Annotated in this window: 25 protein-coding genes and 1 riboswitch; of the genes, 8 read left to right on the top strand and 17 right to left on the bottom strand. The window is 72.7% G+C overall.

The annotated features are described in order from the left end of the window. Positions 1-234: 234 nt before the first annotated feature. A complete protein-coding gene (locus tag P2F65_RS09740; protein WP_275807369.1) occupies positions 235-537 on the top strand; it encodes a 2TM domain-containing protein in 303 nt (100 codons plus the stop codon). A gap of 101 nt (positions 538-638) precedes the next feature. On the opposite strand, the gene P2F65_RS09735 is transcribed toward P2F65_RS09740, so the two are convergent. Then, on the bottom strand, positions 639-2,738 hold the full coding sequence (locus P2F65_RS09735) for an elongation factor G-like protein EF-G2 (protein ID WP_275806299.1): 2,100 nt from the start codon (positions 2,736-2,738) through the stop codon (positions 639-641). 49 nt (positions 2,739-2,787) lie between these two features. Then, positions 2,788-3,318, bottom strand: a complete 531-nt coding sequence (locus P2F65_RS09730) for a 2'-5' RNA ligase family protein (protein ID WP_275806297.1) — start codon at positions 3,316-3,318, stop codon at positions 2,788-2,790. 100 nt (positions 3,319-3,418) lie between these two features. Between P2F65_RS09730 and P2F65_RS09725 the strand changes: the two genes are divergently transcribed. After that, positions 3,419-3,937, top strand: coding sequence for a hypothetical protein (locus P2F65_RS09725; RefSeq protein ID WP_275806295.1), 519 nt, complete (start codon positions 3,419-3,421; stop codon positions 3,935-3,937). Positions 3,938-3,959: 22 nt separating this feature from the next. On the opposite strand, the gene P2F65_RS09720 is transcribed toward P2F65_RS09725, so the two are convergent. Together P2F65_RS09720 and P2F65_RS09715 are read right to left on the bottom strand one after the other, a co-directional pair. Continuing rightward, positions 3,960-6,233 carry an ATP-binding cassette domain-containing protein gene (locus P2F65_RS09720; protein ID WP_275806293.1) on the bottom strand — a complete coding sequence of 758 codons (2,274 nt, stop codon included), beginning with the start codon at positions 6,231-6,233 and terminating at the stop codon, positions 3,960-3,962. Between the two features lie 7 nt (positions 6,234-6,240). Next, positions 6,241-6,888, bottom strand: coding sequence for an ECF transporter S component (locus tag P2F65_RS09715; RefSeq protein WP_275806292.1), 648 nt, complete (start codon positions 6,886-6,888; stop codon positions 6,241-6,243). Positions 6,889-6,973: 85 nt separating this feature from the next. Next, positions 6,974-7,076, bottom strand: a riboswitch (TPP riboswitch). A 65-nt stretch (positions 7,077-7,141) separates the two neighbouring features. Between P2F65_RS09715 and P2F65_RS09710 the strand changes: the two genes are divergently transcribed. Then, the gene (locus P2F65_RS09710) at positions 7,142-7,420 is read left to right on the top strand and encodes a DUF4235 domain-containing protein (protein ID WP_275806291.1); all 279 of its coding nucleotides are present in this window, start codon (positions 7,142-7,144) and stop codon (positions 7,418-7,420) included. On the opposite strand, the gene hutI is transcribed toward P2F65_RS09710, so the two are convergent. The 4 genes from hutI to P2F65_RS09690 all read right to left on the bottom strand — a co-directional run bounded on the left by hutI (position 7,417) and on the right by P2F65_RS09690 (position 12,468). Beyond that, the gene (gene hutI / locus P2F65_RS09705; protein ID WP_275806289.1) at positions 7,417-8,616 is read right to left on the bottom strand and encodes an imidazolonepropionase; all 1,200 of its coding nucleotides are present in this window, start codon (positions 8,614-8,616) and stop codon (positions 7,417-7,419) included. The two genes, P2F65_RS09710 and hutI, sit on opposite strands and share 4 nt — an antisense overlap. Continuing rightward, on the bottom strand, positions 8,613-9,938 hold the full coding sequence (locus tag P2F65_RS09700) for a formimidoylglutamate deiminase (RefSeq protein ID WP_275806287.1): 1,326 nt from the start codon (positions 9,936-9,938) through the stop codon (positions 8,613-8,615). The genes hutI and P2F65_RS09700 overlap by 4 nt, the downstream gene beginning before the upstream one ends. Further along, the gene (locus tag P2F65_RS09695; RefSeq protein WP_275807366.1) at positions 9,935-11,188 is read right to left on the bottom strand and encodes an allantoate amidohydrolase; all 1,254 of its coding nucleotides are present in this window, start codon (positions 11,186-11,188) and stop codon (positions 9,935-9,937) included. Before P2F65_RS09695 ends, P2F65_RS09700 begins: the two co-directional genes overlap by 4 nt. A gap of 167 nt (positions 11,189-11,355) precedes the next feature. Further along, positions 11,356-12,468, bottom strand: coding sequence for a hypothetical protein (locus P2F65_RS09690; RefSeq protein ID WP_275806285.1), 1,113 nt, complete (start codon positions 12,466-12,468; stop codon positions 11,356-11,358). 245 nt (positions 12,469-12,713) lie between these two features. Here P2F65_RS09690 and P2F65_RS09685 point away from each other — a divergent pair, with 245 nt between their 5' ends. Continuing rightward, positions 12,714-13,202, top strand: a complete 489-nt coding sequence (locus P2F65_RS09685) for a YbaK/EbsC family protein (RefSeq protein ID WP_275806283.1) — start codon at positions 12,714-12,716, stop codon at positions 13,200-13,202. Here the strand turns inward: P2F65_RS09685 and P2F65_RS09680 are convergent. From P2F65_RS09680 to P2F65_RS09645, 8 genes are all read right to left on the bottom strand, one after another. Continuing rightward, positions 13,199-13,660 (bottom strand): pyrimidine dimer DNA glycosylase/endonuclease V, encoded by a 462-nt coding sequence (locus P2F65_RS09680; RefSeq protein ID WP_275806281.1) that lies wholly within the window; start codon positions 13,658-13,660, stop codon positions 13,199-13,201. The two genes, P2F65_RS09685 and P2F65_RS09680, sit on opposite strands and share 4 nt — an antisense overlap. An 82-nt stretch (positions 13,661-13,742) precedes the next feature. Continuing rightward, positions 13,743-15,398, bottom strand: coding sequence for a urocanate hydratase (hutU, locus tag P2F65_RS09675; protein WP_275806280.1), 1,656 nt, complete (start codon positions 15,396-15,398; stop codon positions 13,743-13,745). Between the two features lie 51 nt (positions 15,399-15,449). Continuing rightward, positions 15,450-17,021: a histidine ammonia-lyase gene (gene hutH, locus P2F65_RS09670; RefSeq protein WP_275806279.1), complete on the bottom strand. Its 1,572-nt coding sequence runs from the start codon at positions 17,019-17,021 to the stop codon at positions 15,450-15,452. A gap of 83 nt (positions 17,022-17,104) precedes the next feature. Continuing rightward, a complete protein-coding gene (locus tag P2F65_RS09665; protein WP_275806278.1) occupies positions 17,105-17,242 on the bottom strand; it encodes a hypothetical protein in 138 nt (45 codons plus the stop codon). A 382-nt stretch (positions 17,243-17,624) separates the two neighbouring features. Continuing rightward, positions 17,625-18,017, bottom strand: a complete 393-nt coding sequence (locus P2F65_RS09660) for a universal stress protein (protein ID WP_275806276.1) — start codon at positions 18,015-18,017, stop codon at positions 17,625-17,627. Further along, positions 18,014-19,543: a tripartite tricarboxylate transporter permease gene (locus tag P2F65_RS09655; RefSeq protein WP_275806274.1), complete on the bottom strand. Its 1,530-nt coding sequence runs from the start codon at positions 19,541-19,543 to the stop codon at positions 18,014-18,016. Before P2F65_RS09655 ends, P2F65_RS09660 begins: the two co-directional genes overlap by 4 nt. Beyond that, positions 19,543-20,052, bottom strand: coding sequence for a tripartite tricarboxylate transporter TctB family protein (locus tag P2F65_RS09650; protein ID WP_275806272.1), 510 nt, complete (start codon positions 20,050-20,052; stop codon positions 19,543-19,545). The genes P2F65_RS09655 and P2F65_RS09650 overlap by 1 nt, the downstream gene beginning before the upstream one ends. After that, the gene (locus tag P2F65_RS09645) at positions 20,049-21,059 is read right to left on the bottom strand and encodes a tripartite tricarboxylate transporter substrate binding protein (protein ID WP_275806270.1); all 1,011 of its coding nucleotides are present in this window, start codon (positions 21,057-21,059) and stop codon (positions 20,049-20,051) included. Before P2F65_RS09645 ends, P2F65_RS09650 begins: the two co-directional genes overlap by 4 nt. A gap of 107 nt (positions 21,060-21,166) precedes the next feature. Here P2F65_RS09645 and P2F65_RS09640 point away from each other — a divergent pair, with 107 nt between their 5' ends. The 4 genes from P2F65_RS09640 to P2F65_RS09625 are packed head-to-tail and all read left to right on the top strand — an operon-like array spanning position 21,167 to position 24,981. Beyond that, positions 21,167-22,777, top strand: a complete 1,611-nt coding sequence (locus P2F65_RS09640; RefSeq protein WP_275806268.1) for an ATP-binding protein — start codon at positions 21,167-21,169, stop codon at positions 22,775-22,777. After that, positions 22,774-23,448, top strand: a complete 675-nt coding sequence (locus P2F65_RS09635; protein WP_275806266.1) for a response regulator — start codon at positions 22,774-22,776, stop codon at positions 23,446-23,448. The genes P2F65_RS09640 and P2F65_RS09635 overlap by 4 nt, the downstream gene beginning before the upstream one ends. Before the next feature lie 21 nt (positions 23,449-23,469). Next, positions 23,470-24,231: an IclR family transcriptional regulator gene (locus P2F65_RS09630; RefSeq protein WP_275806264.1), complete on the top strand. Its 762-nt coding sequence runs from the start codon at positions 23,470-23,472 to the stop codon at positions 24,229-24,231. Positions 24,232-24,279: 48 nt separating this feature from the next. Continuing rightward, a complete protein-coding gene (locus P2F65_RS09625; RefSeq protein ID WP_275806262.1) occupies positions 24,280-24,981 on the top strand; it encodes a D-alanyl-D-alanine carboxypeptidase family protein in 702 nt (233 codons plus the stop codon). A gap of 20 nt (positions 24,982-25,001) precedes the next feature. On the opposite strand, the gene P2F65_RS09620 is transcribed toward P2F65_RS09625, so the two are convergent. Continuing rightward, positions 25,002-26,465, bottom strand: coding sequence for an alkaline phosphatase PhoX (locus P2F65_RS09620; RefSeq protein ID WP_275806260.1), 1,464 nt, complete (start codon positions 26,463-26,465; stop codon positions 25,002-25,004). Positions 26,466-26,550 lie beyond the last annotated feature (85 nt).

Genomic DNA, 26,550 nt, shown 5'->3' with positions numbered 1-26,550 from the left:
TTAGGAGCCCGCCGGTTGCCTGCGCAAATCCGAGGCCGAAAACTTGAGTCTGTTCGGCTCAACCTTGGGTTCGTCCTGATTGTTCCCACCTCGGAGTCGCCCCGCAGAGCCGGTATGCCGCGGACCCACCCCACCGGCCCAGGGGCGCGGTAACCGGGGGGGCGGTCAGGGCCGGAAGTCCCTTCCACCGGTCTGCGACCCTGCGTTCGCTGGAGGTGAAAGCAGGTGACCACCATGACCGACTACCACGTGCCACCCACGACGAGTCCCGAGCAGGAGCGGGAGCTGCGCGAACGGGCTCTGAAGCACCTCAAGGACAAGCGCGACCTCAAGGCCCACCTCCTGGCCTACGTCACCGTGAACCTGCTGCTCGTGGCGATCTGGTTCGCCGCGGGTGGAGGGTTCTTCTGGCCGATCTTCCCCATCTTCGGCTGGGGCATCGGCATCGCGTTCCACATCTGGGACGTCGTCTCGCCCGAGCCCGGGCCGCGGGAGGTCGAGGCGGAGATGCAGCGCATGAGGGCGCGCCACTCGTGACGCGTGCTCGTGACGCGTTGAGCCGGGCCGGTTTCCCGGCCTGAAGGTCGGGCCCGCTCCGCCTCCCCCCTCGGGGCGGGTCCGGCTGCACGGCCGCGGCCTCAGTCCTGCGAGACCAGATCCCGTGCCAGCGCGGCCGGCATGTAGTCGTAGCGGACGAAGGACCGGGTGAAGGTGCCCGTGCCGTGCGAGACCGAGCGCAGGTCGATCGGGTAGCGCGACAGCTCGTGCGCCGGGATCTCGGCGTGGACGACGGTGTAGCCGGCGAGCTCGGCGGGTTCGGTCCCGTGCACCTGGCCGCGCCGCCCGCGCAGGTCGGCGAGCACCGAGCCGAGGGCCTCGTCGGCGACCGTGATGTCGACCGCGTCGATGGGCTCGAGCAGCGCCACCGTCGACTCGTTGGCCGCCTCCCGCAGGGCCTGGGCTGCGGCGGTCTGGAACGCCATGTCCGAGGAGTCGACCGAGTGGGCCTTGCCGTCGACGAGGGTGACCCGCACGTCGACGCAGGGGTAGCCGGCCAGCACCCCCTTCTCGAGCTGGCCCCGCGCGCCCTTCTCCACCGAGGGGATGAACTGGCGCGGCACCGCCCCGCCCACCACCTTGTCGACGAACTCGAACCCGGCACCCCGCTCGAGGGGCTCGACCTGGATCTTGCACACGGCATACTGCCCGTGCCCGCCCGACTGCTTGACCAGACGGCCCTGGACCTCCACCGGACGGACGAAGGTCTCGCGCAGCGAGGTCCGCAGCGGCTCGACCTCCACCTCGACGTGGAAGCGGTCGCGCAGGCTCGCGATCAGCTGGTCGACGTGCGAGGGCCCCATGGCCCACAACACCACCTGGTGGGTCTCCGCGTTGTGCTCGAGGCGCATGGTGACGTCCTCGGCGACAATGCGCTGCAGGGCGGTGCCGAGCTTGTCCTCGTCGCCCTTGGACTTGGCGTGGATGGCCACCGGAAGCAGCGGCTCGGGCAGCACCCACGGCTCGACGAGGGCCGGCTTGTCCTTGCCCGACAGGGTGTCGGAGGTCTCTGCGCCGCTGATCTTGGCGACCAGCGCGATGTCGCCGGCGACGGCCGACGACTTGGGTCGCATCTCGTCACCGACGGGCGCGGACAGCGGTCCCACCCGCTCGTCGTCGCTGTCGTGGTCACCATGGCCCTCGAGCGTGCGCCCGACGAACTGGCTCAGGTGCCCAGAGACGTGCACCGGGTCGTCCGGGCGCAGCGTCCCCGAGAACACCCGCACCAGCGACAGGCGTCCCACGTACGGGTCGGTGGTCGTCCGCACGACCTCGGCGACGAGCGGGCCGTCGGGGTCGCACGTCACCTCGCCGAAGTCGGCGCCCACCGGGGTGTAGACGGCGGGGATCCGCGAGGCCGCCGGCGACGGGAAGCCCCGCTCGACCAGGTCGAGCACGTCCTCGACGCCGACCCCCGTCGGCGCATGCGTCGGAAGCACCGGGAAGAAGCGCGCGGTCGCGATCGCGGTGCGCAGGTCGGCCACGACCGCCTCGAGGTCGATGTCCTCGCCGCCGAGGTAGCGCTCGAGCAGCGACTCGTCCTCGGACTCCTCGATGACCGACTCGATGAGCGCGCCGCGCTGGTCCTCGATGAGGTCGGCCTCGGCACCGTCGGGGTCGCGCAGCACCGGGTCGTCGCCGGAGTGGTCGCGCACCGTGCGGCGCAGCAGGTTCAAGGTCCCCAGCACGGACCCGCCGCTCACCACCGGCACCTGGAGCGGCTGGGCGTCGCCGAAGGTGCGCTGGCACATCGCCACCGTGCTCTCGAAGTCTCCCCTCGCGCCCTCCAGCCGCGTCACCAGGACGGCCCGCGGCATACCGAGCGCCTCGCACTCGCGCCACAGCAGCCGGGTGGCCTCGTCGAGCCCGTCCACGGCCGAGACAACGAAAAGGGCCGCGTCAGCGGCCCGCAGCCCGGCCCGTACCTCGCCGACGAAGTCGGGGTGGCCGGGGGTGTCCAGGAGGTTGACGGCGACGCCGTTGCGCTCGACCGACGCCACCGTCAGCGCGAGCGAGGGGTCGTGGGTGTCGCGTGGTCGCCGGCCCGGCACGGTGGCCGCGACGATGCGGTCGAACAACGCCGTCTTGCCGGCACCGGTCGGCCCGACGAGGACGACGTTGCGGATCTGGTCAGGGAAGACGGGGTCCCGCACCTCGCGGGCATCGGCTGCGCGGTTCATGCCGGACACCTTGCTCCTCCTCGACCACCCGTGACAAGGGACGTTCTGCCTAGCGCCCCGAGCCGACGAGCGGGTAGCGGCGCAGGGTTCGCGTGCCGTGCTCGGCGTACCGGACCAGCCGGACCTCCTCCGCGGACGCGCGCACCGGGAGGACGTCGGCCAGCTCCTCCCGCACCAGCGGGACGTCACGCCCCGGCGCCAGCGCGCACAGGCTCAGGTGGGGCACGGGGTCGAACTCACCGGCATACGGCGGGTGCCCGGGGTAGCGCCCCGCGACGGCGGCGGTCAGCCGCGCGAACGGCTCCGCCGGCTCCGGTCGCAGGTGGACCAGGCCGGTGGGGAAGACCCGGATCTCCCGCAGGGTGAAGGCGAACGCCGGCACGCCACCGATCAGCGCAGCGAGGTCGGCGTCGTGCTCGGGCGTCAGGTCCGCCTCGGGGACGAACGGCCCCAGCACGGTGACATGGGCGTGGACGTGGTCGTCCTCGGGCGACAGCCACTCGGGGCCCTCGTGCTGGTGCCGCCAGCGGATGTAGGGCTCGAGCTGGGGAACGGGGATGTAGAGGACGGTGTGCGCCACGGCAGGCATCCTCCCGCGCCCGGGACGGCACGTGCCGTTGGACCCTGTGCCGCCCCCCGGGGCGACCGGACTCTGGGATGAGGGGCCCGAGGAGGTGACGGTGTCGAACCTGCTGCGTCGAGGCGCTTTCGTCCTGACGGCCGTGTTCTCCGCGCTGCTCGTGCTGTTCACCGTGGCGCAGCTCGTGGAGGACCTGGGACGCTGGTGGGGCACCGCCGCCGCGTTGACGCTCCTCCTCGGCGCGGCCATGGTGAGCTACCGGGCCGTCGTCCGGCCGCGCACCACGGCCCGCTGGCTGGCGCTGGGAGTGGCGGTGCTGGCCGTCTACGTCGTCGTGGAGTCGGTCCACACCGGCGACACCGACCTTTCGGGGGTGCCGGTCGGCACGGCGGTGCTGGCCGTCCCCCTCACCGCGCTCGGCCTGCGCAGGACGAAGGAGGCAGGAGCCCTGCTGCTGGCCGACGGCCTGCTGCCGATGCTGAGCCTTGTGGTCCTGACGGTGCTGAGCATCGAGCGCACCGGGTCAAGACTGTCGTCGTCGGAGTTCGTCGGCATCCCGGTCTTCGTCGGGGGGCTCCTGTTCCTGCTGGCCTGGCTCGTCCGGCCACGCCGCCGCTGAGCGGCCACCCGCCGCTGGGCGGCTACGGCGCGGAACCGGCGAGCAGCGCGACCGCCAGCGGCAGCAGCGAGAGCAGCACCAGCACGGTGTCGGCGAGGCGCCACGGCGCGGGCGCCCACCACGTGCGCCGGTGGGCCGTGGAGAACCCCCGCGAGTCCATCGCGACCGCCAGCGTCGCCGCCGCCTGGAGCGAGCGGACGAGCATGCCGATGGTCAGGGCGGACAGCTCCCGGAGCACCGCTGCGGGCGAGCGCAGCCGGGCGCCGATGCCGCGCACCCGACGGGCCCGGGCGATCTCGGCCCAGATGTCACCGAAGGTGTGCACCCTTTGCAGCGCCGCTGCCGTGGCGACGACGGGCCTGGCCGGCAGCCGCAGCCGCTGGGCCAGGTGGTCGCCCAGGGCATCGGTGTCGATGAAGCGGATGAGCACCGCTGACGGGAAGACGATGACCAGGACCCTCACCGCGGCACCCGCCGCGACCTCGAGGTCGTTGCCCCCGAACAGCCAGGTCGACCAGCCCACCGACAGGGCCCCGACCGCACCGGGGAGGCAGCGCACGAGGACGGCGCGCACGCGGCCCAGTGGCGCCGGCCCCTCACCCGGCGCGAGGAGCCCGATGACGGCGAGCACCACCTGGAGCGCGAGCACGACCAGCCCGACCGTCCAGTGCTGCGCCACCACCCCGGCCGGGATCGAGAGGGCGCTGCCCAGCAGCAGGGACAGCGGGCCACAGCGCGCCAGCAGCGGGCGGCGCGGCGCCCGGGGGGCAGGAGGCTGCGCCGGACGGGCGAGCACGACGGTGCGGTCGGCGCGGGTCACGACGGCCTCGTCGTGGGTGGTGAGGACGACCGCCGACCCCGCGTCCCGGACGCCCTCCACCACGCCCATGACAGCGGCCCAGGTGAGGCGGTCGTGCCCCACGGTGGCCTCGTCGGCGAGCAGGAGCGCGGGCTGGTGCACGACGGCGGCCGCCATCGCGAGCCGGCGCTGCTCGCCACCGCTGAGGTGACGGGGGTCGGCGTGCACGAGGTGGTCGATGCCGAGGAGGGCCAGCAGGGCACGGGTGCGCGCCTCGGCCTCGGACTCGACCATGCCGACCGCCCGGGGAGTGGTCATCACCTCGTCGAGCACCGTGGTGGCCACGATCGCCGAGGAGGACCACTGGGGCACCCAGGCCACGGCCCGAGCGAGGTCGACGGTGTCCCAGTCCCGCGGGTTCCTCGCCCCCGCTGCCGCCAGCGAGGGGTGGGCCCGCACGAGGCCGTCGTCGACCTCGACCAGTCCGGCCAGCGCCAGCATCAGCGTCGACTTCCCCGACCCGCTCGGACCCACGAGGGCCAAGGTCTGGCCGGCCCGCGCCTGCACCCACTGGCGGTCCACGGCGAGGGTGCTCCGCGTGGCCCCGTCGAGGGTGCGGACCGTGCGGCGGACGGTGACGTCGGCGGCATCGAGCGCCACCTCGTTGGCCCCGAGCGGCCCCTGCCCGAAGAGCCCGTGCGGTATGCCGGCCGGCTCCGGGGCGGGGACGCCCGGCACCCAGATCCCCTCGGCCGCGAGGGCGTCGCCGCGCTCGGCCAGGACCTCCCGCGGGTCGCCGTCCGCGACGAGCCTGCCCGCACGGTCGAGGACCAGCAGGCGGTCTGCGAAGTCGACCCACGGACCCAGCCGGTGCTCGACGACCACGGTGGTCAGCCGACCGGCGGCCACCACCTCGTCCACGCAGGCGCGCACCACGGCCGCGGTCTCGGGGTCGAGCATGGCGGTCGGCTCGTCGAGCAGGAGCAGCGCGGGCTCGAGGGCCAGCGCCCCGGCGAGCGCGAGGCGCTGCTGCTCACCCCCGGACAGCGCGTGCGTGGGGGTGTCCTGCGGCATGTCCAGGCGCACCGACGCCAGGGCGCGCTCGACGCGGGACGGCATCTGCTCGCGCGCCACGGCGGTGTTCTCGAGCCCGAAGGCGACGTCGCGTCCGATGGTGGCGGCGACGACGCCCGACCCGGGCTCCTGCAGCACGAGCCCGACGGCGCCGGGCCGGGCGTGGGGGCTGACGCCGTCGATCTCGACCGTCCCCTCGAGGTCGCCGGAGTCGGCGACCTGGAGCACTCCCGCCAGCGCCCGCAGCAGGGTGGACTTGCCCGAGCCGCTCGGGCCCACGAGCAGCACCCGCTGTCCGGCCGGGATGGCGAGGTCGAGGTCGCGCAGGACCGGCTCGCGCCGCCCGAAGGGGCGCCACGTCAGGCCGGACACCTCGACCCACCCGGCGCCGAGCCGGGGCAGGGTGGTGGACGCCTCGGACACCGGCACCTCAGACGGCGCGGTGCTCCCGCGCCTCCTGCCCGGGAGGGAACGCGTTCAGCGCCCCGGCGCCCGCGAGCGCCCGCGTCAGCGCCCAGCCGCCCAGTCCCGCGACCACGGCGCCGGAGAAGGCGAGCACACCGGCATACGCCAGCTTCCAGCTGAGCGACCAGTCCTGGATCCAGGTGGTCGACTCGTAGGCAGCGGCAAAGGGCCCGGCCATCGCCCCGGCGAGCACCGCTGCCAGGAGGCCGAAGAAGCGGTAGCCGAAGAGGGCGAAGACCAGCTCGGCGCCCAGGCCCTGGACGATGCCCGAGACGAGGACCGTCGCGCCCCACTCGGTGCCCGGGAGCATGGAGACCAGGGCGGCGATCACCTCGCACAGCAGCGCGGCGCCCGGTCGGCGGACGACCAGGCCACCGACGACACCGGCGACGAACCAGGTGCCTGCGAACAGGCCCCCGAGCGGGGCGAAGGCGAACTGGAGGGCGGAGAGGGGCCCGTTGTAGAGGATCCCCCAGCCCCAGTAGGCGACCCCGAACGCGGCGCCGAGGAAGGCCACGCTCAGCAGGTCGACGGTGCGCCAGCCCATCAGGGGGCGGGAGGCGCGGATGGAGGCGCCGCGCGCGGCGGCGGTGTGGAGCTTCGTGGTGCTCATGCTGGTCCTTCTTCCCGTGGGATCCGGTGGATACCTCGGGGGAAGCACCGCGACGGCACACGGCGTCGCCGCGGGCCGACACGGGTGCTCGAGATTCCCGACTCCCTTCGCCGGTGCTAACCGGAGCAGGTTCGAGGGTCTGCGGCGAACCGCACTCTCAGCGCTTGCGCGCTCCCCTGTCGTTACACGAGGAACATTACCCGAGCCTGTGCAAGGGTGGGGAGAGTCAGGAAGCCGATGTGAAGGAGCAGCAGTGGGAACTCTTGTGTGGCGTGTCGTCGGCACCGGGTCGGCACTCCTCGCCGGCGTCGCGGCCAACAAGGTCGTCCAGGCGGTCTGGAAGAAGGCGGGACGCGACGAGGTCCTCGACCCGCGCGACCCCCGCACCCCGTGGAAGGACGCCGTCCTGTTCGCCGCCCTCACCGGCCTGGCGGTCGGCGCCGCCCGGGTCGTGGTGACCCGCAAGGCCGCGCAGTACTACGAGAAGTCCACCGGGCACATGCCGCCGCCGATGCAGGAGGGCGAGGCCTAGGCCCGGTCGGTCGCCGGCGCCGACCCGTCGCCCGGCAGGGCCATCGCCCGGGCGATCGGCACCCCCGGCCGGTAGGCGAGGTGGAGGTGGGAGGGCGCGTCGAGCACCGCGAGGTCGGCCCGCGCCCCCACCTCGAGCCGCCCCACGTCGCTGCGGCGCAGCGACAGCGCCGACCCGGCAGTCGCGGCATACACCGCCTCACCCGGCGTCAGCCCCATCTCGCGCACCGCGAGCGCGATGACGAACGGCATCGACGAGGAGTAGCAGGTGCCGGGGTTGCAGTCGGTGGCGAGCGCGACCGAGCAGCCCGCGTCGAGCAGGGCCCGCGCGTCCGGGTAGGGCGAGCGGGTGGAGAACTCCACCCCCGGCAGCAGGGTCGCCACCGTGGTGCCCGCCACGCTGGCCAGGGCCTCGACGTCGGCCGCCGACAGGTAGGTGCAGTGGTCGACGCTGGCCGCCCCCAGCTCGACTGCGAGCTGCACGCCCGGTCCGGGCCCGAGCTGGTTGCCGTGCACCCTCAGGCCCAGTCCCGCTTCCCGGCCCGCGACCAGGACGGCCCGCGCCTCCTCGCCGGTGAAGGCGTGCGGTGAGTGCGGCTCGCAGAAGACGTCGACCCAGCGCGCGTACGGCGCCGCCGCCTCCAGCATCGGCCCGGTGACGAGGTCGAGGTATGCCGCCCGGTCGCCGGCGTGCTCCGGCGGGACCACGTGGGCGCCGAGGTAGGTGGTCTCGGCGGTGAACTCGCCCGCGATGCGCAGGGCGCGCGCCTCGTCCTCGACCGTCAGCCCGTAGCCGCTCTTGACCTCCACCGTCGTCGTGCCCTGCGCGCGCATCTCGGCGACCCGTGCCTGCACCAGGCTGCGCAGCTCGTCGTCCGTGGCGGCCCGGGTGGCCGCGACGGAGACACCGATCCCGCCGCCGTCGTAGCGCTGGCCGGCCATGCGGGCGGCGAACTCCTCGGCGCGGTCGCCGGCGAAGACGAGGTGCGAGTGCGAGTCCACGAAGCCGGGGAGCACGGCGCGGCCGCCGACGTCGACCTGCTGGTCCGCCCCGGGGGCGGCGGCTGCCGACCCGACCCAGGCGATGCGGCCGTCCTCGGCCACCAGGGCGGCGTCGCGGCGGATGCCGAGCCGGTCAGGGGTCGTCCCGTCACAGGTGACCAGCTCGCCGATGCCGGTGACGAGGACGCTGCTCATGCGTGGCCGCGCACGAGGTCGAGCGCCTCCACCAGCAGCCGCCCCACGTTGCCGATGCGATGGTGGCCTTGGCGCACGATCTCCTCGCCGCCGACGACGACGTGCTCGATGTCTGACCGGTCGGCGCAGTAGATGACCTGGCCCGCCCGGGCGCCGGCCGTGTTGACGCTGTCGGTGCGCACGACGACGAAGTCGGCCAGGGCGCCGTCCGCGATCCGGCCCCCGTCGTGCCACCCCAGGCTGCGGTAGCCGGCGGGGGAGGCTGCCTCGACGAGCTCGTGCGGGGTGAACCGGCCCCGCTCGCCGCTGGCCAGCCGCTCGTGCATCTCGAGGCCGCGGAGCTCCTCGAAGGGGTCGATCAGGACGTGCTGGTCGGATCCCAGCGCGATCGGGCTGCCCGCGTCGAAGAGCGCCCTGGCGGGCCCGATCCCGTCGGCGAGGTCGCGCTCGGTCGTGGGGCAGAAGCACGCCGTCGTGCGCGAGGCCCCGAGCAGCTTGATGTCGCGGTCGGCCATGTGCGTGGCGTGCACGGCCGTGGTGTGCGGCCCGAGCAGGCCCGCCTCGTCCAGCAGCTCGGTCGGGCTGCGGCCGTAGAACATCTGGGCGGCGTGGTTCTCGGCAGGCTGCTCGCTGAGGTGGACGTGCAACGGCTTGCCGGCTGCAGCCTGCCCCACCGGTGCCAGCTGCTCGCGGGGCACCGCCCGCACGGAGTGCACCGCGGCGCCGATGCGGGTGTTGTCGTCCTCCTCCAGCCCGGCCAGGCGCGCGGCCCACCCCGCCACGTCCCCGTCGGTGAACCGGCGCTGCACGTCGTCGAGCGGCAGGTGCCCGTCACCGCTGAGGCCGCCAGAGAGGTAGCAGGTGTCCAGCAGGGTGATCCGGATCCCGGCCTCCCGGGCCGCGCGCACCAGGGCGCGGCCCATCACGTTGGGGTCGGAGTAGGGGTTGCCGGCCTCGTCGTGGTGCACGTAGTGGAACTCCCCGACGACCGTGACGCCGGCCAGCGCCATCTCGCAGAACACCGCGCGCGCCAGCGCGAGGTAGGTCTCGGGGTTGAGGCGGCGCGTCACGGCATACATCTGCTCGCGCCACGTCCAGAAGTTGCCGCCGTTGGCGTGGGTGCGTCCGCGCAGGGCGCGGTGGAACGCGTGGCTGTGGGTGTTGGCGAAGCCGGGGAGGGTGACACCGGGCAGCCGCACGTCACCGTCCACCGGCCTGGTCCTGGCCTGCACCCCCGCGAAGCGCCCGTCCACCACGGAGAACCTCACGCCGGCCGCCGGTCCGGCGGGCAGCCAGGCGTTCTCAGCCCAGTAGGTCGTCATGCACCCTCCCCTGCCAGGTCCCGGAGCACCGCCGCCAGGGCACGGACCCCGGCTCGACAATCATCGGGCTCAGCCCACTCCCGAGGCGAGTGGGAGACACCGGTGGGATTGCGGACGAACAGCATCGCCGCGGACACGCCGGCGTTGGCCAGGATGCCGGCATCGTGCCCGGCGCCCGTGCCGAGCACGGGTATGCCGTCGGGCCGGCCCTTCGGGCCCGCCGCGCCGAGGGTGCCCCGGAGCCGTCGCGCGAGGTCGGCGTCGAAGGCCGTCGTCGGGGTCCACGACTCCTCGGTGACCGTGGCACCCGCCCGCAGGGCCTCGTCACGCACCTGGTCGACGGTCGCGCGCACGGCGGCCTCGTCGGCCCCGCGGGCGTCGAGCCAGCCGGTGACGCCGCTGGGGATGGCGTTGACGCCGCCGGGCTGCACGGCGACCTTGCCGATGGTGGCGAGGCACCCGTGCCGCTCGGCGGCCGCGCGGGCGGTCAGCACGGCCGCCGCGTACCCGAGCATCGCGTCGTGGCGGTCCGCGAGCCGCGTGGTGCCGGCGTGGTTGGCCTCACCGGGGAAGTCGAGGCGCCAGCGGCCGTGGGGCCAGATGCCCGTGCCCACGGCGACCGGGTGGTCGAGGTCTGCGAGGGCACGGCCCTGCTCGACGTGGAGCTCCACGAAGCAGCCCACCCGCCGCAGCGCCTGCGGGTCCGGGCCCAGGGCGTGCGGGTCGCGACCGGCACGACGCAGGGCCTCGGCGAGGGAGGTGCCGTCGGCATCGGTGAGCGCGAGGGCCTTCGAGGCGGCGAGGGCGCCGGTGATGAGCCGTGAACCGGCGCAGGCGACGCCGAAGCGCGCGCCCTCCTCGTCGGCGAAGTTCACCACCCCGATGGGGCGGGCGGGCTGCCAGCCCTCGCGGGCCGCCGCCGCCCGGAGCAGGTCGATGGCCACCAGGGCGCTGACGACCCCGAGCGGGCCGTCGAAGGCCCCGCCGTCCGGGACGCTGTCGAGGTGGGACCCGGTGACGACGCCGCCCAGGCCCCGCTCCGCGGCGGCGTCGGGATCACCCCACCAGGCCCACTGGTTGCCGACGCGGTCCTCGACGAGGTCCAGGCCGCGGGCGGCGGCCTCCGCGGCGAACCACTCCCGCAGCGTGTGGTCCTCGCGGGTCCACGCGAACCGGCGGTACCCGCCCGTGCGGGGGTCACGGCCGACCGGCTCGAGGGCCGACCAGAGCGGGTCGAAGACGTTGGCCACTCCTCGGGGGGAGTCCACCGTGCCAGGCCTGTGCGCCACGCCTGCCGTCCTTTCTCGCGGTGCGCTTCTCTGGTGGCCAGTGCACACCACGGCCGGCACCCCGGGGCCGCGCGCACCCGGGTTTTCGTCTCGGGTGCGAGACGACAACCCGGGTGGTACGAGGCGGCTCAGATGGCGAACCGAGCGATCCGCGGCACGTTGGCGCCGTTGACCGTGGTGAAGACGCCCAGCGCGTAGAGGTTGCCCGACGCCTCGGTGAAGTCCCAGACCCCCAGGGCGCTGTTGAACCGGGCCCAGGCCGAGGCGTTCGGCGCCGTGCCACCGGCGTCCGCCGTGAGCGCCTTCTTCGCCGCCGTCCTGCTCCCGCACCCGTTGATGGTGGTGCCGCACATGTAGTTGAAGTGGCCTGCCGCGTAGACCGTGTCACCGACCACCTCGACGGACTGCATGTTGCCGTCGGTCGTGACACGCCAGACCTCGGCGCCGTCCGTCGTGGTCTTGACGAGCGCGTTGCCGTTGCTGGTGCCGCCGCCGACGGCCAGGAAGACCCCCGCAGCGTCCTCGACGAGGTCGTACACCGGCGCGGTGAGCGCGGCGCGGTAGCCGAGCAGCTGCCCCGACGCCGACAGGGCCGCCACCCGCGGCCGAGCGGTGCCCGCCACCCTGGCGAAGTCGCCCCCCACGTAGACCTTCGAACCACTGGTCCTCACCGTGTGGACCACGCCGTCGGCCGACGGGAAGCCCCGCTCGACCGCACCGGTGCCTGCGTCGGCGGCGGCGAGGTTGGTCGTCGCCACCCCGCCCACCGTGGTGAAGCCGCCACCGAAGACGACCTTGCCGTCGATGTGGTCCAGCGACCGGATCTTGCCGTTGGGTGCCGGGTTGAAGGAGGTGACCGTCCCCGTCGACACGTTGATCGCCGCGAGGTTGTTGCGGCGGGCCCCGCCGACGTTGTTGAACTTGCCGCCGATGAACAGCATGTTCTGGCCGTCCGTGGCCAGGGCCTCGATCGTGCCGTCGACATCCACGCGGAACGACGTCAGGGACCCGGTGGAGGCGTCAAGGGCTGCGAGGCGGCCCCGCGCCTGGCCGTCGACCCGGGTGAAGCTGCCGCCGATGAAGAGGCGGCCACCGATCCTGACGGAGTTGTAGACCGTCCCGTCGTCGGCATGTGACGACGGCTCCGGCGTCCTGTTGATCACTGCCGCGGACGCCGTCCCGGCCGTCGAGAGTACGACCGCGGCGCTCGTCGCCATGGTCAGGATCCAGCGTGCGTGCATGGTGCCCCTCATTCCCCTGATGACGTGTTCGTCGACCTTCCCGGCGCGAGGGTCGGCGTCCCCTGCCGACCTCATGCGCAGCTGCGGCCCGGACTGCTTCAGGCGCTGTGTCCAGTCAAGGTAAACGGACGCAACCGCGACCACCGACGAATGGCGTAGTCCCCCCACGCCTGCAGCACGAGGCCCGGTCGCGGTGGCGCCCCCATCTGCACGAGCTCCCCGCCGACAGGGCCTAGAGTCGACGCATGACGACGGACGGCGAAGCACGCGCGGCACGGGCCCTGGCTGCCTCAGGCATCGAGCACACCGTGACCCGCCACGGCCGGGTCGGCTCCCTCGAGGAGGCGGCTGCTGCCCGTGGCGTCGCACCGCGCGACATCATCAAGACCCTCGTGGTCCGCAGGACCGACGAGGACTACCTGTTCGTCCTGGTGCCGGGCGACCGCGAGATCTCCTGGCCCAAGCTGCGGGGGCTGCTCGGGGTCAGCCGGCTCTCGATGCCGGACGCCGGCACGGCCAAGGACGTCACCGGCTACGAGCGCGGCACCATCACGCCGTTCGGCTCACTGAGGCCCTGGCCCGTCATCGCCGACGCCACCGTCTCCGGTCGCACCGTCTCCATCGGCGCCGGCGCCCACGGAGTGGCGGTCACGGCGCAGGCCGACGACGTGGTCCGGGCGCTGCAGGCACAGGTCGCCGACGTGACCGACCCCGTCGCGCCCCAGGCGCGCTAGACGATCTCCCAGTCGGCCACCGGCCCCTCGACCACCCGGAAGAGGGGGTGCGGCTCGGGTGTCCCGCGGCCCTCCGGTGCCGCCGCGGAGCTCGACGTCGCCAGCCAGTCCGCGCTGCGCAGGGTGAGCTTGGCGACCAGATGACCCCACTCGTGCTCGAGCTGCCCGGTGGTGACCTCGAGCCGACCCACCCAACCGGCACGCTCAGCCGGGCGCTCGATGATGCGAGAGCGGTCGTAGCGGTACCCCCGACGAGAGCCCTCGTCGGCCACCTGCTCGAGGTAGGCACCCACCGTGGCGACTGGTTCCACCGTGGCCGAGAAACGCCGCAGCTGAGGGTGTTTCGTGTACCCCTTCGTCCGTCCGGCGAGCACCGCCTGCGCCAGCAGCGCCTCCCGCCAGGTGGCGGTGAGCCCCTGCCGGTCGAGGTACCTCGGGTGCAGCGACCACAGCCTCATGCGCGCCGATCCTGCCCCAAGAGCGAGGTGAGCATGCCGCGGCCCCTCCCCCACGGCATACGTCACCGGCGCACCGAGACGGTCAGGACTCGCGCATCGGCACCCGCACCCCACGCTCGGCCGCGACCCGCTCGGCGATGTCGTAGCCGGCGTCGACGTGCCGGATGACCCCCATGCCCGGGTCGTTGGTGAGCACCCGCTCGAGCTTCTGGGCGGCCAGGTCGGTGCCGTCGGCCAGCGACACCTGGCCGGCGTGCAGCGAGCGGCCGATGCCGACCCCGCCACCGTGGTGGATCGAGACCCACGAGGCACCTGACGAGGTGTTGACCAGCGCGTTGAGCAGCGGCCAGTCGGCAATCGCGTCGGAGCCGTCGAGCATGGCCTCGGTCTCGCGGTAGGGGCTGGCGACCGAACCTGCGTCGAGGTGGTCGCGGCCGATGACGATCGGCGCGCTGACCTCCCCGGAGCGGACCAGCTCGTTGAACGCGAGCCCGGCCTTGTCGCGCTCCCCGTAACCCAGCCAGCAGATGCGGGCGGGCAGGCCCTGGAACGCGATCCGCTCCTGCGCGCCGCGGATCCACTTGTGCAGCCGGTCGTTGTCCGGGAACAGGTCGAGCACCGCGCGGTCGGTGGCCGCGATGTCCTTGGGGTCACCCGACAGCGCAGCCCAGCGGAAGGGGCCCTTGCCCTCGCAGAACAGCGGGCGGATGTAGGCCGGCACGAAGCCGGGGAACTCGAAGGCGCGGTCGTAGCCGCCCAGGCGTGCCTCGTCGCGGATGGAGTTGCCGTAGTCGAAGACCTCGGCGCCGGCGTCCTGGAACTCGACCATGGCCTGCACGTGCTTGGCCATGGAGGCGCGGGCCCGGTCGGTGAACTCCTCCGGCTTGGCCTCGGCGTAGTCGTGCCAGTCCTCGACCGAGACACCCTCGGGCAGGTAGGAGAGCGGGTCGTGGGCCGAGGTCTGGTCGGTGACGATGTCGATGGCGACACCCCGGCGGAGCAGCTCGGGGAAGACCCTGGCCGCGTTGCCGACGACACCGATCGACCACGCGCGCTTCTCGTCCTTGGCCTTCAGCGCCTTCTCGACCGCCTCGTCGAGCGAGGAGGCGACCTCGTCGAGGTAGCGGTGCTCCACGCGCCGGTGCAGCCGGGCCGGGTCGACATCGACGATGAGGCACACGCCGCCGTTGAGCGTGACGGCCAGCGGCTGCGCGCCGCCCATCCCGCCACAGCCACCGGTCAGGGTCAGCGTGCCGGACAGCGTTCCGTTGAACCGCTTCTCGGCCACGGCGGCGAACGTCTCGTAGGTGCCCTGCACGATGCCCTGGGTGCCGATGTAGATCCACGAACCGGCCGTCATCTGGCCGTACATCGTCAGGCCGAGGTGCTCGAGCCGGCGGAACTCGGGCCAGGTTGCCCAGTCCCCCACAAGGTTGGAGTTGGCGATGAGCACGCGGGGAGCCCACTCATGCGTCTGCATCACGCCGACCGGCCTGCCGGACTGCACGAGCATCGTCTCGTCCGGCTTGAGCGTGGTCAGCGTGCGGACCATCGCGTCGAAGGACTTCCAGTCACGGGCCGCGCGACCGGTGCCGCCGTAGACGACGAGGTCGTCGGGCCGCTCGGCCACCTCGGGGTCGAGGTTGTTCATGAGCATCCGCAGCGGGGCCTCGGCCCCCCAGTGGGAGGCGGTGAGCTTGCTGCCGCGAGGGGCGCGGACGGGTCGGGCGCCTTCCATGTCGTTCTCCTTAGGGCGCTGGTGTTTCAAGACGGGGGTATGCCGGTTGGTTCAGTTGAGCGGGCCGGTGACGCTCTCCGCGGCCGCGACGGCAGCGCCGCTGGCGACGAGCTGCACGGCGGTCTCGATCTCGGGGGCGAGGAAGCGGTCGGTACCCGGACCGGGCGCACCGGCCGCGCGGAGCGCTCGCACGACGGCACCGGTGGCGGGGCTCGGCTGCTCGGGGTCGCGCAGCTCGATCGCCCGTGCCGCCGTGAGCAGCTCGACCGCCAGCACGCGGGTGAGGCCGTCGACGGAGCGGCGGAGCTTGCGGGCTGCGGACCAGCCCATCGAGACGTGGTCCTCCTGCATCGCCGAGCTGGGGATCGAGTCGACCGACGCCGGGGCGGCCAGGCGCTTCATCTCCGAGACGATCGCCGCCTGTGTGTACTGCGCGATCATGTGTCCCGAGTCGACGCCGGGGTCGTCGGCGAGGAACGCGTTCAGCCCGTGGCTGCGCGCGGTGTCGAGGAACCGGTCCGTGCGGCGCTCCGAGATCGAGGCCAGGTCGGCGGCGACGATGGCCAGGAAGTCGAGCACGTAGGCGACCGGGGCGCCGTGGAAGTTGCCGTTCGACTCCACCCGGCCGTCCTTCGTCACGACGGGGTTGTCCACGGCAGAGGCGAGCTCGAAGCCCGCGACCTGCGCGGCATACGCCACGGTGTCGCGGACGGCACCGGCGACCTGCGGCGAGCAGCGCAGCGAGTAGGCGTCCTGCACGCGGGTGCAGGCCTCGGTGCGGTGGCTCTCGCGGATCCCGCTGCCCTGCATCAGCTTTCGCAGGTTGTCGGCCGACAGCGCCTGGCCCGGCTGCGGACGCAGCTCGTGCAGATCGGCCGCGAAGACGTCGTCGGTGCCGAGCTGCCCCTCCACGCTCATGGCCGCGGTGATGTCGGCGACGGTGAGCAGGCGGCGCAGGTCGGTGACCGCGAGCACGAGCTGACCGAGCATCCCGTCGGTGCCGTTGATGAGCGCCAGGCCCTCCTTCTCGCGCAGCTCGACGGGGGTGATGCCCGCCGCGGCGAAGGCCTCGGCGGTCGGCATCCGCTCCCCCTCCGCGTCGCGGACGACGCCCTCGCCCATCAGCGCCAGTGCGCAGTGCGCCAGCGGGGCGAGGTCGCCGGAGCAGCCCAGCGAGCCGTACTCGTGCACGACCGGGGTGATGCCGGCGTTCAGCATGTCGACGTAGGTCTGCAGCGTCTCCTCCCGGACGCCGGTGCGGCCCGTCGCCAGGGTCGAGATGCGCAGCAGCATCAGCGCGCGCACGACCTCACGCTCGACCTCGGCGCCGGAGCCGGCGGCGTGCGAGCGCACCAGCGAGCGCTGGAGCTGGGCACGAAGCTCGACGGGGATGTGGCGGGTCGCCAGGGCGCCGAACCCGGTGGAGACGCCGTAGTGCGGCTGGGCGTCGTCAGCCAGGGACTCGATGACGCCGCGGGTCCGCCGCACCTCGGCGAGGGCGTCCTCGTCGACGGTCACCGTGGCGTCGTGGCGGGCGACGGCGACCACGTCCTCGAACGAGAGCGGGCCGAGGCCCACGGTCACCTGCGCGGTCGCGAGGCGGGGGGAGGCAGTGCTGGTCATGCCTCCCATTGCAGCGGAGGGGCGCCACATCCGGATGGCGCGCGCACGGCATACCGTCTCGCATGCGAGACGTCGTCCTGCCATCACCGGTCCCGAAGGGCCCTCTCGACCGTCTGGTGACCCGCAATCGTGAGCAGCAGCCCGGTCGCCCAGGCGGCCCAGTTGACGACTGTCCCGGTGCGGCTGGGTCGCTGGCCCCAGGACACGGGCTCGATCAGCACACCAGCGACGGTGCCCCCTCCGATGGCCATGCACACACGGCCAGGCCAGGCATCGACGGGCCGGCGGCGGGCGGCTGCAGATGCGGCAAGCGCCATCACGGCCATGGGCCACGGTGCGCTGGAGCCGCTCCCGAGACCGAGTACGACATTGCGTCCCACCGAGCCTGGAGTCCGGTGGCCCAGCATCTCTCCGGGGAGGTTGTCGCGCACCGCGACCAGTGAACCCGTCAGATTCACGGCGGCATACGCGGCTGCAGCGGTCCTCAGCGGAACCAGCACCTCAGACTCCCTTCGCACCGACGGTCAGCCCACTTGGTTCCAAACCGGCGGCGGCCACACCCCAGCCGACATCCATCGTGCCGCACGGCCACCGCCGACGTCATCAGGACGTCTTGACCGCCAGCACCGGGCAGGGGGCGTCGAGCAGCACCCGCTGAGCCACCGAACCGAGGAGCAGCTTGCCGACGGGTGAGCGGTGCCGGATGCCGATGACGAGCACCGACGCCTTCTCCTCCTCGGCGACCTTCAGGAGCGCGTCGGCCGCGTCGTTGCCCTCCTCGATCTGGCGCACCTCGAAGACCGTGCCGAGCTCGGCGAGGTCGCGCCCCACCCGGGCGAGCTGGTCCTCTCCCGCACGCTTGGCGTCCACGAGCACGTCGTCGCGCGACATGTTGACGACGAGCAGCCGCTCCCCGCGGCGGCGCGACTCGTCCACAGCGGCAGTGAGCGCCGACTCCCCGATCGCGTTGGGCACGTAGCCCACGAGCACCGTCACACCGACACCTCCGACTTGTTCTCGGCGTCGTGGTGGTCGTCTCCGCGACGCGTCTTGAGCACCTTGGCGATAAGCGGCCACAGCAGTACGACCGCGATGATGGCGTAGCAGACCCACGCCACCGGCCCGCCGATGAGCCCGGAGGGGTCGCCGCCGGTCAGCTGCAGCGAGCGCCGCGCCTGCTTCTCGGCGAGTGGCCCCAGGATGACGCCGACGATCAGCGGCAGCACGGGCAGGCCGAACCGCCGCATCGCGAACCCGAGCAACCCGAGGCCCAGCAGCAGGAACAGGTCGAACGGCTGGGAGTTGACCGCGTAGGCGCCCATCGACGCGAAGAAGAGGATTCCGGCATACAGGTAGGGCCGGGGGATCTGCAGCAGCTTCGCCCAGGCCGGCGCCAGCGGCAGGTTGAGCACCAGCAGCATGGTGTTGCCGATGAAGAGGCTGGCGACGAGCGCCCACACCAGGCCCGGCTGCTTCTCGAGCAGCAGCGGGCCCGGCTCCATGCCGTAGCCCTGCAACGCGGCCAGCATGATCGCCGCCGTCGCGTTGGTGGGCAGGCCGAGCGCCAGCATGGGCACGAGCGTGCCTGCGGCAGAGGCGTTGTTGGCCGCCTCGGGGCCGGCGACGCCCTCGATGGCTCCGTTGCCGAACTCCTCGGGGTGCTTCGACAGCTTCTTCTCCGTCATGTAGGAGAGGAAGGTCGGCATCTCGGCGCCACCGGCAGGGATGGCACCGAAGGGGAACCCGTATGCCGTGCCGCGCAGCCACGGCTTCCACGACCGCTTCCAGTCCTCCCGGCCCATCCACGGCCGTCCGACCGGGATGACCTCCGCGGCCTTGCGGCGCAGGTGGGCGGCCACCCAGAGAGCCTCCCCCACGGCGAAGATGCCGACGGCGACCACGACGACGTCGATGCCGTCGGCCAGCTGGGGCACCCCCAGGGTCAGCCGCTGCTGGCCGGTGACGAAGTCGATGCCGATGAGGCCGATCGTCAGGCCGACGAGCAGCGAGGCCAGCCCGCGCACCCGCGACGAGCCCAGCACCGCGCTGACGCCGACGAAGGCGACGAGGATGATCGCGAGGTACTCCGGGGCGCCGAGGCTGATCGCGAACTCGACGACCTGCGGCATCACGAAGACCAGCGCCAGCGTGGCGATGGTGCCCGCGATGAACGAGCCGATGGCCGCGGTGGCGAGCGCCTGCGCGGCTCGCCCGGCCTTGGCCATCTTGTTGCCCTCGATGGCCGTGACCACCGACGCGGACTCACCCGGGGTGTTGAGCAGGATCGAGGTCGTCGAGCCGCCGTACATGCCGCCGTAGAAGATCGCGGCGAAGAGGATCAGCGCCTGGGTCGGCTCCATGCCGTAGGTGATCGGCAGCAGCAGCGCGACGGTCATGGCCGGGCCGATGCCGGGGAGCACGCCGACCGCAGTGCCGACCGTGACGCCGAGCAGCGCGATGAGCAGGCTCATCGGCGTCAGGACGGCGCCGAACCCTTCGATGAGGGCGTTCAGGTTGTCCATCACAGGATCCCTTGCAGGATGCCGGCCGGGAGGTTCACACCCAGGCCGATCGCGAAGGCGTAGAACGTGACCAGTGCCAGGGCGACGCCGATGACCAGGCCCCTGACGTGGTGACGGTTCCCGAGGGCGAAGGCCGCGCCCCAGAACAGGAGCGACCCGCTGATGACCCAGCCGAGCGGCTCGATGAGCACCGCGTTGGCGATGAAGACACCGATGAGCAGGGCGACGGTCCGGGTGTCGATGCGGGTCGTGAGGTCGACGTCCTCGCCTGCTTCCGCCTCGCCGACGCCGCCGCGGGCGACGTCGATCGCGTAGAACACCGCGACCACGATGAGCAGGACGCCGAGGATGATCGGCACGGGCTTGGGGCCGATCGGGTCGTTGCTGCTGGACGCCGCACCGATCCGGCTGGCGTCGAAGAGCACGAACACGCCGAGCAGGGCGAGGGCCGCGCACACGGCGTACTGCGCGCGGTCCCCGCCCTTGCCCGTGAGGGACTGCTGGCTCACGCCAGGCCCAGCTGCTTGAGGATCTCGGCGACCTCGGTGTCCTGCTCCTTGAGGAAGGTGCCGAACTCGTCACCGGTCTGGAAGGCGTCGGTCCAGCCGCGCTTGGCCATCTCGTCCTTCCAGCCCTTGGAGTCGTGCATCGCGGTCAGCGCCTTGATCCACGTCTGCTTGTCCTCCTCCGAGATGCCGGGAGGGGCGACGATGCCGCGCCAGTTGGTGAAGACGAGGTCGATGCCACTGCTCTTGAGCGTCGGCACGTCCTTCAGGGCCTCGATCGGCTCCTCGCTGGTCACCGCCAGCACGCGGACGTCGCCGGCCTCGACCTGGTCGAGGAACTCGCCGAACCCGCTGGCGCCGAAGGCGATCTTGTTGCCGAGCAGCGCGGGGAGCAGCTCGCCGCCGCCGTCGTAGGACACGTACGAGACGTCCTTGGGCTCGATGCCGACGGCCTTCGCCAGCTGCATCGGCAGCAGGTGGTCGGGACCGCCCGGCGAGGAGCCACCGCCCACGGCCAGCTTCTTCGGGTCCTTCTTCCAGGCGTCGACGAGCTGGTTGATGTCCTTGTAGGGCGAGTCCTTGGGCACGACGATGGCGCCGGCCTCCTCGATGAGCTTGGCGATCGGCGTCGTGTCGTTGAGCGTCGCCTTGGACTTCTGCGTGTAGGCCGCGCCCACGACGCCGAGGCCCATCTGCATGGCGAGCTTGCCGTTCTCCTTCTCGTTCACGGTCCGCTGCAGGCCGACCGTGCCGCCGGCACCGGGGAGGTTGAACACCTGAACGGGGCCGGTGATCTTCTCGGCCTCCATGACCTTCGCCGCGACGCGGGCCGTCGTGTCGTACCCGCCGCCGGGCGAGTTGGGCACCATCAGCTGCAGGTTGGTGGCCGGCTTGCCGCCGTCGGCGGAGGCGGAGCCGGACGAGTCCTTGGCAGCGGTGGCACCGCAGGCGCTGAGCGCGAGCGCTGCGACGGCTGCGGCGCCGACCAGGGCGGTGGGACGAGCTCGCATCGTTGAGACCTCTTTCGTTTTCCTTCTGGGGGGCGCGATGATCGTGCTGCCTGATGGGATGGTTCGTCCCTCTTGTGTCACCAGAGAAGGTTGAGTTCATAGTGGTCATGCGTGCGCTGCGCCGGTCGACCCTCGCGGGCCAGCTGCTGGCGTTCCAGCTGGCGCTGGTCACGGTGGTGCTGGTCGCGGTGGGAGCACTCTCCCTCGCCCAGTCCGAGGCCACCTTCACCAGGGTCGAGGGCCGCCGGGTGTCGGCCCTCGCCGAGCAGGTCGCGGCCAACCCGCTGGTGCGCGGAAACCTCGCCGTGCCCGAGCAGCGCACCGGCCTGGCCACGCTCGCGCAGCAGGTCGTCGTCCAGTCGCGGGTGACCGCGGTGACCATCGCCGACGCGGACGAGCACGTGCGCGTCTCGAGCGACCCCGACCTCGAGGACGCCGGTCTCCCGCTCGGCGACCCGGACGTCGCGAACGGCACCAGCTGGTCGGGGACCATGGAGCTCGAGGGTGACCGCCAGCTCGTCTCCCAGGTGCCCGTCCTCAGCGTCCAGACCGGCCACGTGGGCGAGACCCTGGGCACGGTCATGGTCGCCGTCGACTTCCCCTCGGTGTGGGAGCGGCTGCGCGGCGCCTCCTCCTACCTGCTCACCTACCTCGGCACCGCCCTGGTGCTGGGTGTGCTCGGGTCGTGGCTGCTGGCCCGGCGCATCAAGCGCCAGACCCTGGGCCTGGAGCCCCGCGAGATCGCGGGCCTCGCCGAGCACCGTGAGGCCCTGCTCTACGGCATCGCCGAGGGGGTCATCGCCCTCGACCCGCAGAACCGCATCACCCTCGTCAACGACGTCGCCCGACGCCTGCTCGACCTCCCCGAGCACGCGGCCGGCGTCAGCCTGGCGGACCTGCGCATCGAGGGGAGGCTGCGCGACGTGCTCTCGGGCGAGGGCGACGCCCGCGACGAGGTGGTGATCCGGCGCGGGCGCGTGCTCGTGATGAACCGCATGGCGGTCGACAAGGACGGCCGGCACCTGGGCACCGTCACCACGCTGCGCGACCGCACCGAGCTCGCCCAGCTCGAGCGCGAGATCGGCTCGTTCCGCAGCTCCACCCAGCTGCTTCGGGCCCAGGCGCACGAGTTCGCCAACCAGCTGCACACCATCTCCGGCCTGATCCAGATCGGCGAGTTCGACGAGGTCGTCCGCTACGTCGACGCCGTGAGCCGGCACCGCGAGTCGCTCGACCTCACCGTCAACCGGCGCGTGCACGACAGCGCGGTCGCGGCCCTGCTCATGGCCAAGTCGTCGCTGGCCGCCGAGCGGCGCGTGGAGCTGCGGGTCAGCGGCGACACCTCCCTCGACCGGCTCGAGCCCGCCGACTCGGCCGATGTGGCGACGGTCGTCGGCAACCTCGTCGACAACGCCATCGACGCCGCCTCCGGCTCGCCGGAGGCCTGGGTGGAGGTCTCGCTGCGCAACGACGCGACGAGCGTCGAGGTGGTTGTGCGCGACTCCGGCCCCGGTGTGGCTCCGGAGCTCGCCCAGGAGGTCTTCACCCACGGCTTCACCACCAAGGCTGCACGGTCCGGCGAGCGGGGCATCGGCCTGGCGCTGACCCAGCTGGTGTGCCAGCGCCGGGGCGGCGAGGTCGTGCTCTCCAACACCGAGGACGGAGCCATGTTCCGGGCCCAGCTCACCGTCACCACCGTCCCGGAGGCAGTCTCGTGATCCGGGTCCTCGTCGTCGACGACGACTTCATGGTCGCGCGGATCCACACCGGATTCGTCCAGCGCGTGCCCGGCTTCGAGGTGGTCGGCGCCCGGCACACCGGCACCGACGCCCTCGCCGCCGTGGTCGAGCTCCAGCCCGACCTCGTGCTGCTCGACCTCTACCTGCCCGACCTCTTCGGGCTCGACGTGCTGGCCAAGCTCCGGGGGTCGGGTGAGAGCTGCGACGTGATGGTCATCAGCGCCGCGAAGGAGCTCGACGCCGTCCGCCAGGCCTCTCGCCAGGGCGTGGTCGACTACCTGCTCAAGCCCTTCGGCTTCGACGACCTCCGCGACAGGTTGGAACGGTATGCCTCGCGGCGGGCGGCGCTCGACGCTGCGGTCGTGGAGGGCCAGGGCGACATCGACCGGCTGCTCGGCGGCCGCACCGCAGGGGGGCCGCCCGGGCCGCTGCCCAAGGGCATGAGCGTCGAGACCGCCCAGGTGGTCGAGCGCGTGCTGAAGGAGACGGAGGGGACCCTCTCGGCCACCGAGTGCGCGGAGCAGGCGGGACTGTCGCGCGTGAGCGCCCGCCGCTACCTCGAGCACTTCTGCAGCACCGGGCAGGCCGAGGTGCGGCTGCGCTACGGCACGACCGGCCGACCGGAACGCCGCTACCGCTGGGCCACCTGAGCGGTCTGCCACACTCTCGCCGTGGGCAACGCACCGGCCGCGGCACAGGCACTCGAGGTGCTCTCGCTGCTGGCCCGGCACACCGAGCCCCTGCCGGCCGGGTCGATCGCGCGCGAGCTCGGCATCCCCCGGTCGAGCACCTACCACCTGCTCGCCGTGCTCCGCGACCACGGCTTCGTGACGCACCTGCCGGAGGAACGTCGCTACGGCCTCGGCGTCGCCGCCTACGAGCTGGGCTCGGCCTACCAGCGGCAGGCTCCCCTGCAGCGTCTCGCCCGGCCCCTCCTGGGGCGTCTCGTGGACGAGACCACGCACAACGCGCACCTCGCGGTGCTCCACGGCCGCGACGTGCTGTACGTCATCGAGGAAAGGGCCCCCGGCCGGCCGCTGCTCGTCACCGACGTCGGCGTGCGGCTCCCCGCGCCACTCACCGCCAGCGGCCTCGCCATGCTCGCGGCCCTGCCCCCGGCGCAGGTGCGGGCGCTCTTTCCCCACCGCGACAGCCTCGTCCAGCGCGACGGGCGCGGCCCCACCTCGGTGTCCCAGCTGCGCCGGGAGCTCACCGAGGTGCGCAACCGGGGGTATGCCGTGGAGGAGGGCTCGGTCAGCGAGGGCCTGTCCTCGGTCGCCCGGGCCGTGCTCGACCACACGGGCCACCCGGTCGCAGGTGTGGCCGTCACCTTCCCGACGGACCAGGTCGCGGAGTCCGAGCGGGCTCGGATCGTCGCAGCGGTGAGCCGGGTGGCGGCGACGCTGTCGGCCCGCCTCGGCGGGGTGCGTTGATCGGCGGGCCCTGATGCGTCCACACTCACCCGGGGGGAGGAGGGGCCGGTGCAGGAGTTCATCGCCACATTCGTCTCGGCGGGCCGCCGACGTCGACGCCGCCTGCGGCTCGTCATGACCACGCTCATGGTGCTCGTGGTGGCCACGGGCGCGCTGGGGTATGCCGTCCACCGCGGCGGTGACGACCCGTACCCTTCCGCGGTCGGCTCCGGGGCGCAGGCAGGAGCCGCCGTTGGCCGGTCCACGCCCGAGGCAGGTCGACCACCCGAGGAGAGCCCGCCCGCGGACGCGCCGGCCGGCGGACGCGCGGCGCTGGCGCCCGTCGTCACGGACCGCATCCCCGCACCGACCACGAGCATCGCCCTGTCCGACCCCGTGCCCGGCACGACCAACATGCAGGCACCGGCGGCCGCCGCGGTGAGGTCGGCCTTCGCCGCCGCCCGCCGAGCCGGCGAGCGACCGGGCATCAGGTCGGCCTGGCGCAGCGCGGAGTGGCAGCAGGTCCTGTTCGACCGAGCGCTCGTGAAGTACGGCTCGCGCTCCGAGGCGACCAAATGGGTTCTACCGCCGCAGGAGTCAGCGCACGTCAAGGGCTATGCGGTGGACGTCTCGCCGCTCGCGGCCGCGCTGTGGCTGGAGGCCCACGGCGCGGCCTACGGGCTCTGCCGCACCTATGACAACGAGTGGTGGCACTTCGAGTACCTCGCCACGACCAGCTGCCCGCCGCGAAAGCCGACGGCGGGCAGCTGACCGGGGTGCGCCTGAGCCCGTCAGACGCCGATCTCGTGCCAGGGCCCCCAGATGGCGAAGGTCAGGCCGGCACTGGCCTGGATGTTGACGAACAGGGTCCGGCCGTCCGGGCTGAACGTCGACCCGGCGAACTCGTCGCCGCGGCGGTCGGCCCCGCTGGCGCTCGTCATCCGGTTGAGCGCGATGTCCCACAGCTGCCCGCCGCGGGACAGGCCGCGGACGTAGTTGTCGCCCGAGCTGTCCTCGCACAGGACGAGGCTGCCTCGCTCGCTCACCGTGATGTTGTCGGGGAAGTCGAGCGTCTCCTTGCCAGGCGACTGGTAGACGAGGAACAGCGTCTCCGACCGGGTGTCGTAGCCCCACACCTGGCCGAAGCCCTTGCCGTAGCCGTTGCGGCTGTCGGGCCCGGTCATCGCCTCACCGCCACCCTGGGTGGAGGTGAAGTAGACGACGCCGTTGTCGTAGATCTGGCCCTCGAGGCGGGAGAAGTGCGCGGCGCCCTGGGCGCGACCCTGGTCGCCGACGTAGGTGAGCGCCTCGTCGTTCGTGGTGGGAGCCTGCTGGCCCGGCGTGTACGTGAACGTCGGGTCCGGGTCGTCGATGTCGACCCACTCCACGGCATACCGGGCGCCCTTGGCCTGCTCGGCCTCGAGGTGCGCGGCGTCGACACCCTTGACCTTGAGCATCTGCAGGGTGCCCTCGTTGTCGATGTGGCCGACCTCCATCGGGTGCCGCCCCGGCTTGTAGCGGTAGTAGCCCGACGGGAACGCGAAGTTGTCCTCGGTGAGGTAGAGGTAGCCGTCGACCGGGTCGAGCGCGACCGCCTCGTGGGCGAAGCGGCCGGCCCTGGTGATCGGCTCGCCGGAGGCGCGGCCGGTGGTCGGCACCTCGAAGACGTAGCCGTGCGGCTTGGTCAGCGGGATGTTCGACGTGCCGGTGAAGTCGGGGCCCACGTCGGGGCCGTTGACGGTCTCCTCGCAGGTGATCCACGCGCCCCAGGGCATCTGGCCGCCGCTGCAGTTCATCATCGTGCCGTTGAGGCCGGTCCAGGCGCTGGCGACCTCCCCCTCGGGCGAGACGTTGACGACCGTGCAGCCGCCCTTGGCCTGCGGGTCGTAGGTGTGCTCACCGACCGGGCCGAACGCGGGGCCGGGGTTGTTGACCTCGTGGTTGCGCACCAGCGTGACCAGGCCGTCCTCGCCCTCGAACGCACCCATGCCGTCGTGGCGGCCGGGCAGCGTGGTGCCGTCGTCGAGCACCACCTTCTGCTCGGTGTCGTGGAAGGACCGGTAGGAGAACCCCTCGGGCAGGTGCAGCCGCACCTTGCCGTCGCGCAGGTCCTCCGTCGGCCGCAACGCCCGGAACGGTGCGGCGCCCAGCGCGCCGGCCGGACCGGCGACGAGGCCCTGGAACGGGCCGGCCAGCAGGACGCCGCCGGTGACCGCGGCACTGCCCTTGAGGAACGTACGTCTCTCGACTGCCATGCATCTCCCCTTCGAGACTGCGAGCTCGCCCGGGGTCGTCCGGGCAACGAGTCGCCACGGTAGTGCGGACCACCCCTCCCCGGAA

This window comes from Knoellia sp. p5-6-4 (assembly GCF_029222705.1).
GTDB lineage: Bacteria > Actinomycetota > Actinomycetes > Actinomycetales > Dermatophilaceae > Pedococcus_A.
Note: the sequence above shows the minus strand (reverse complement) of the source record. Positions and strands in the feature narration are given on the sequence as shown.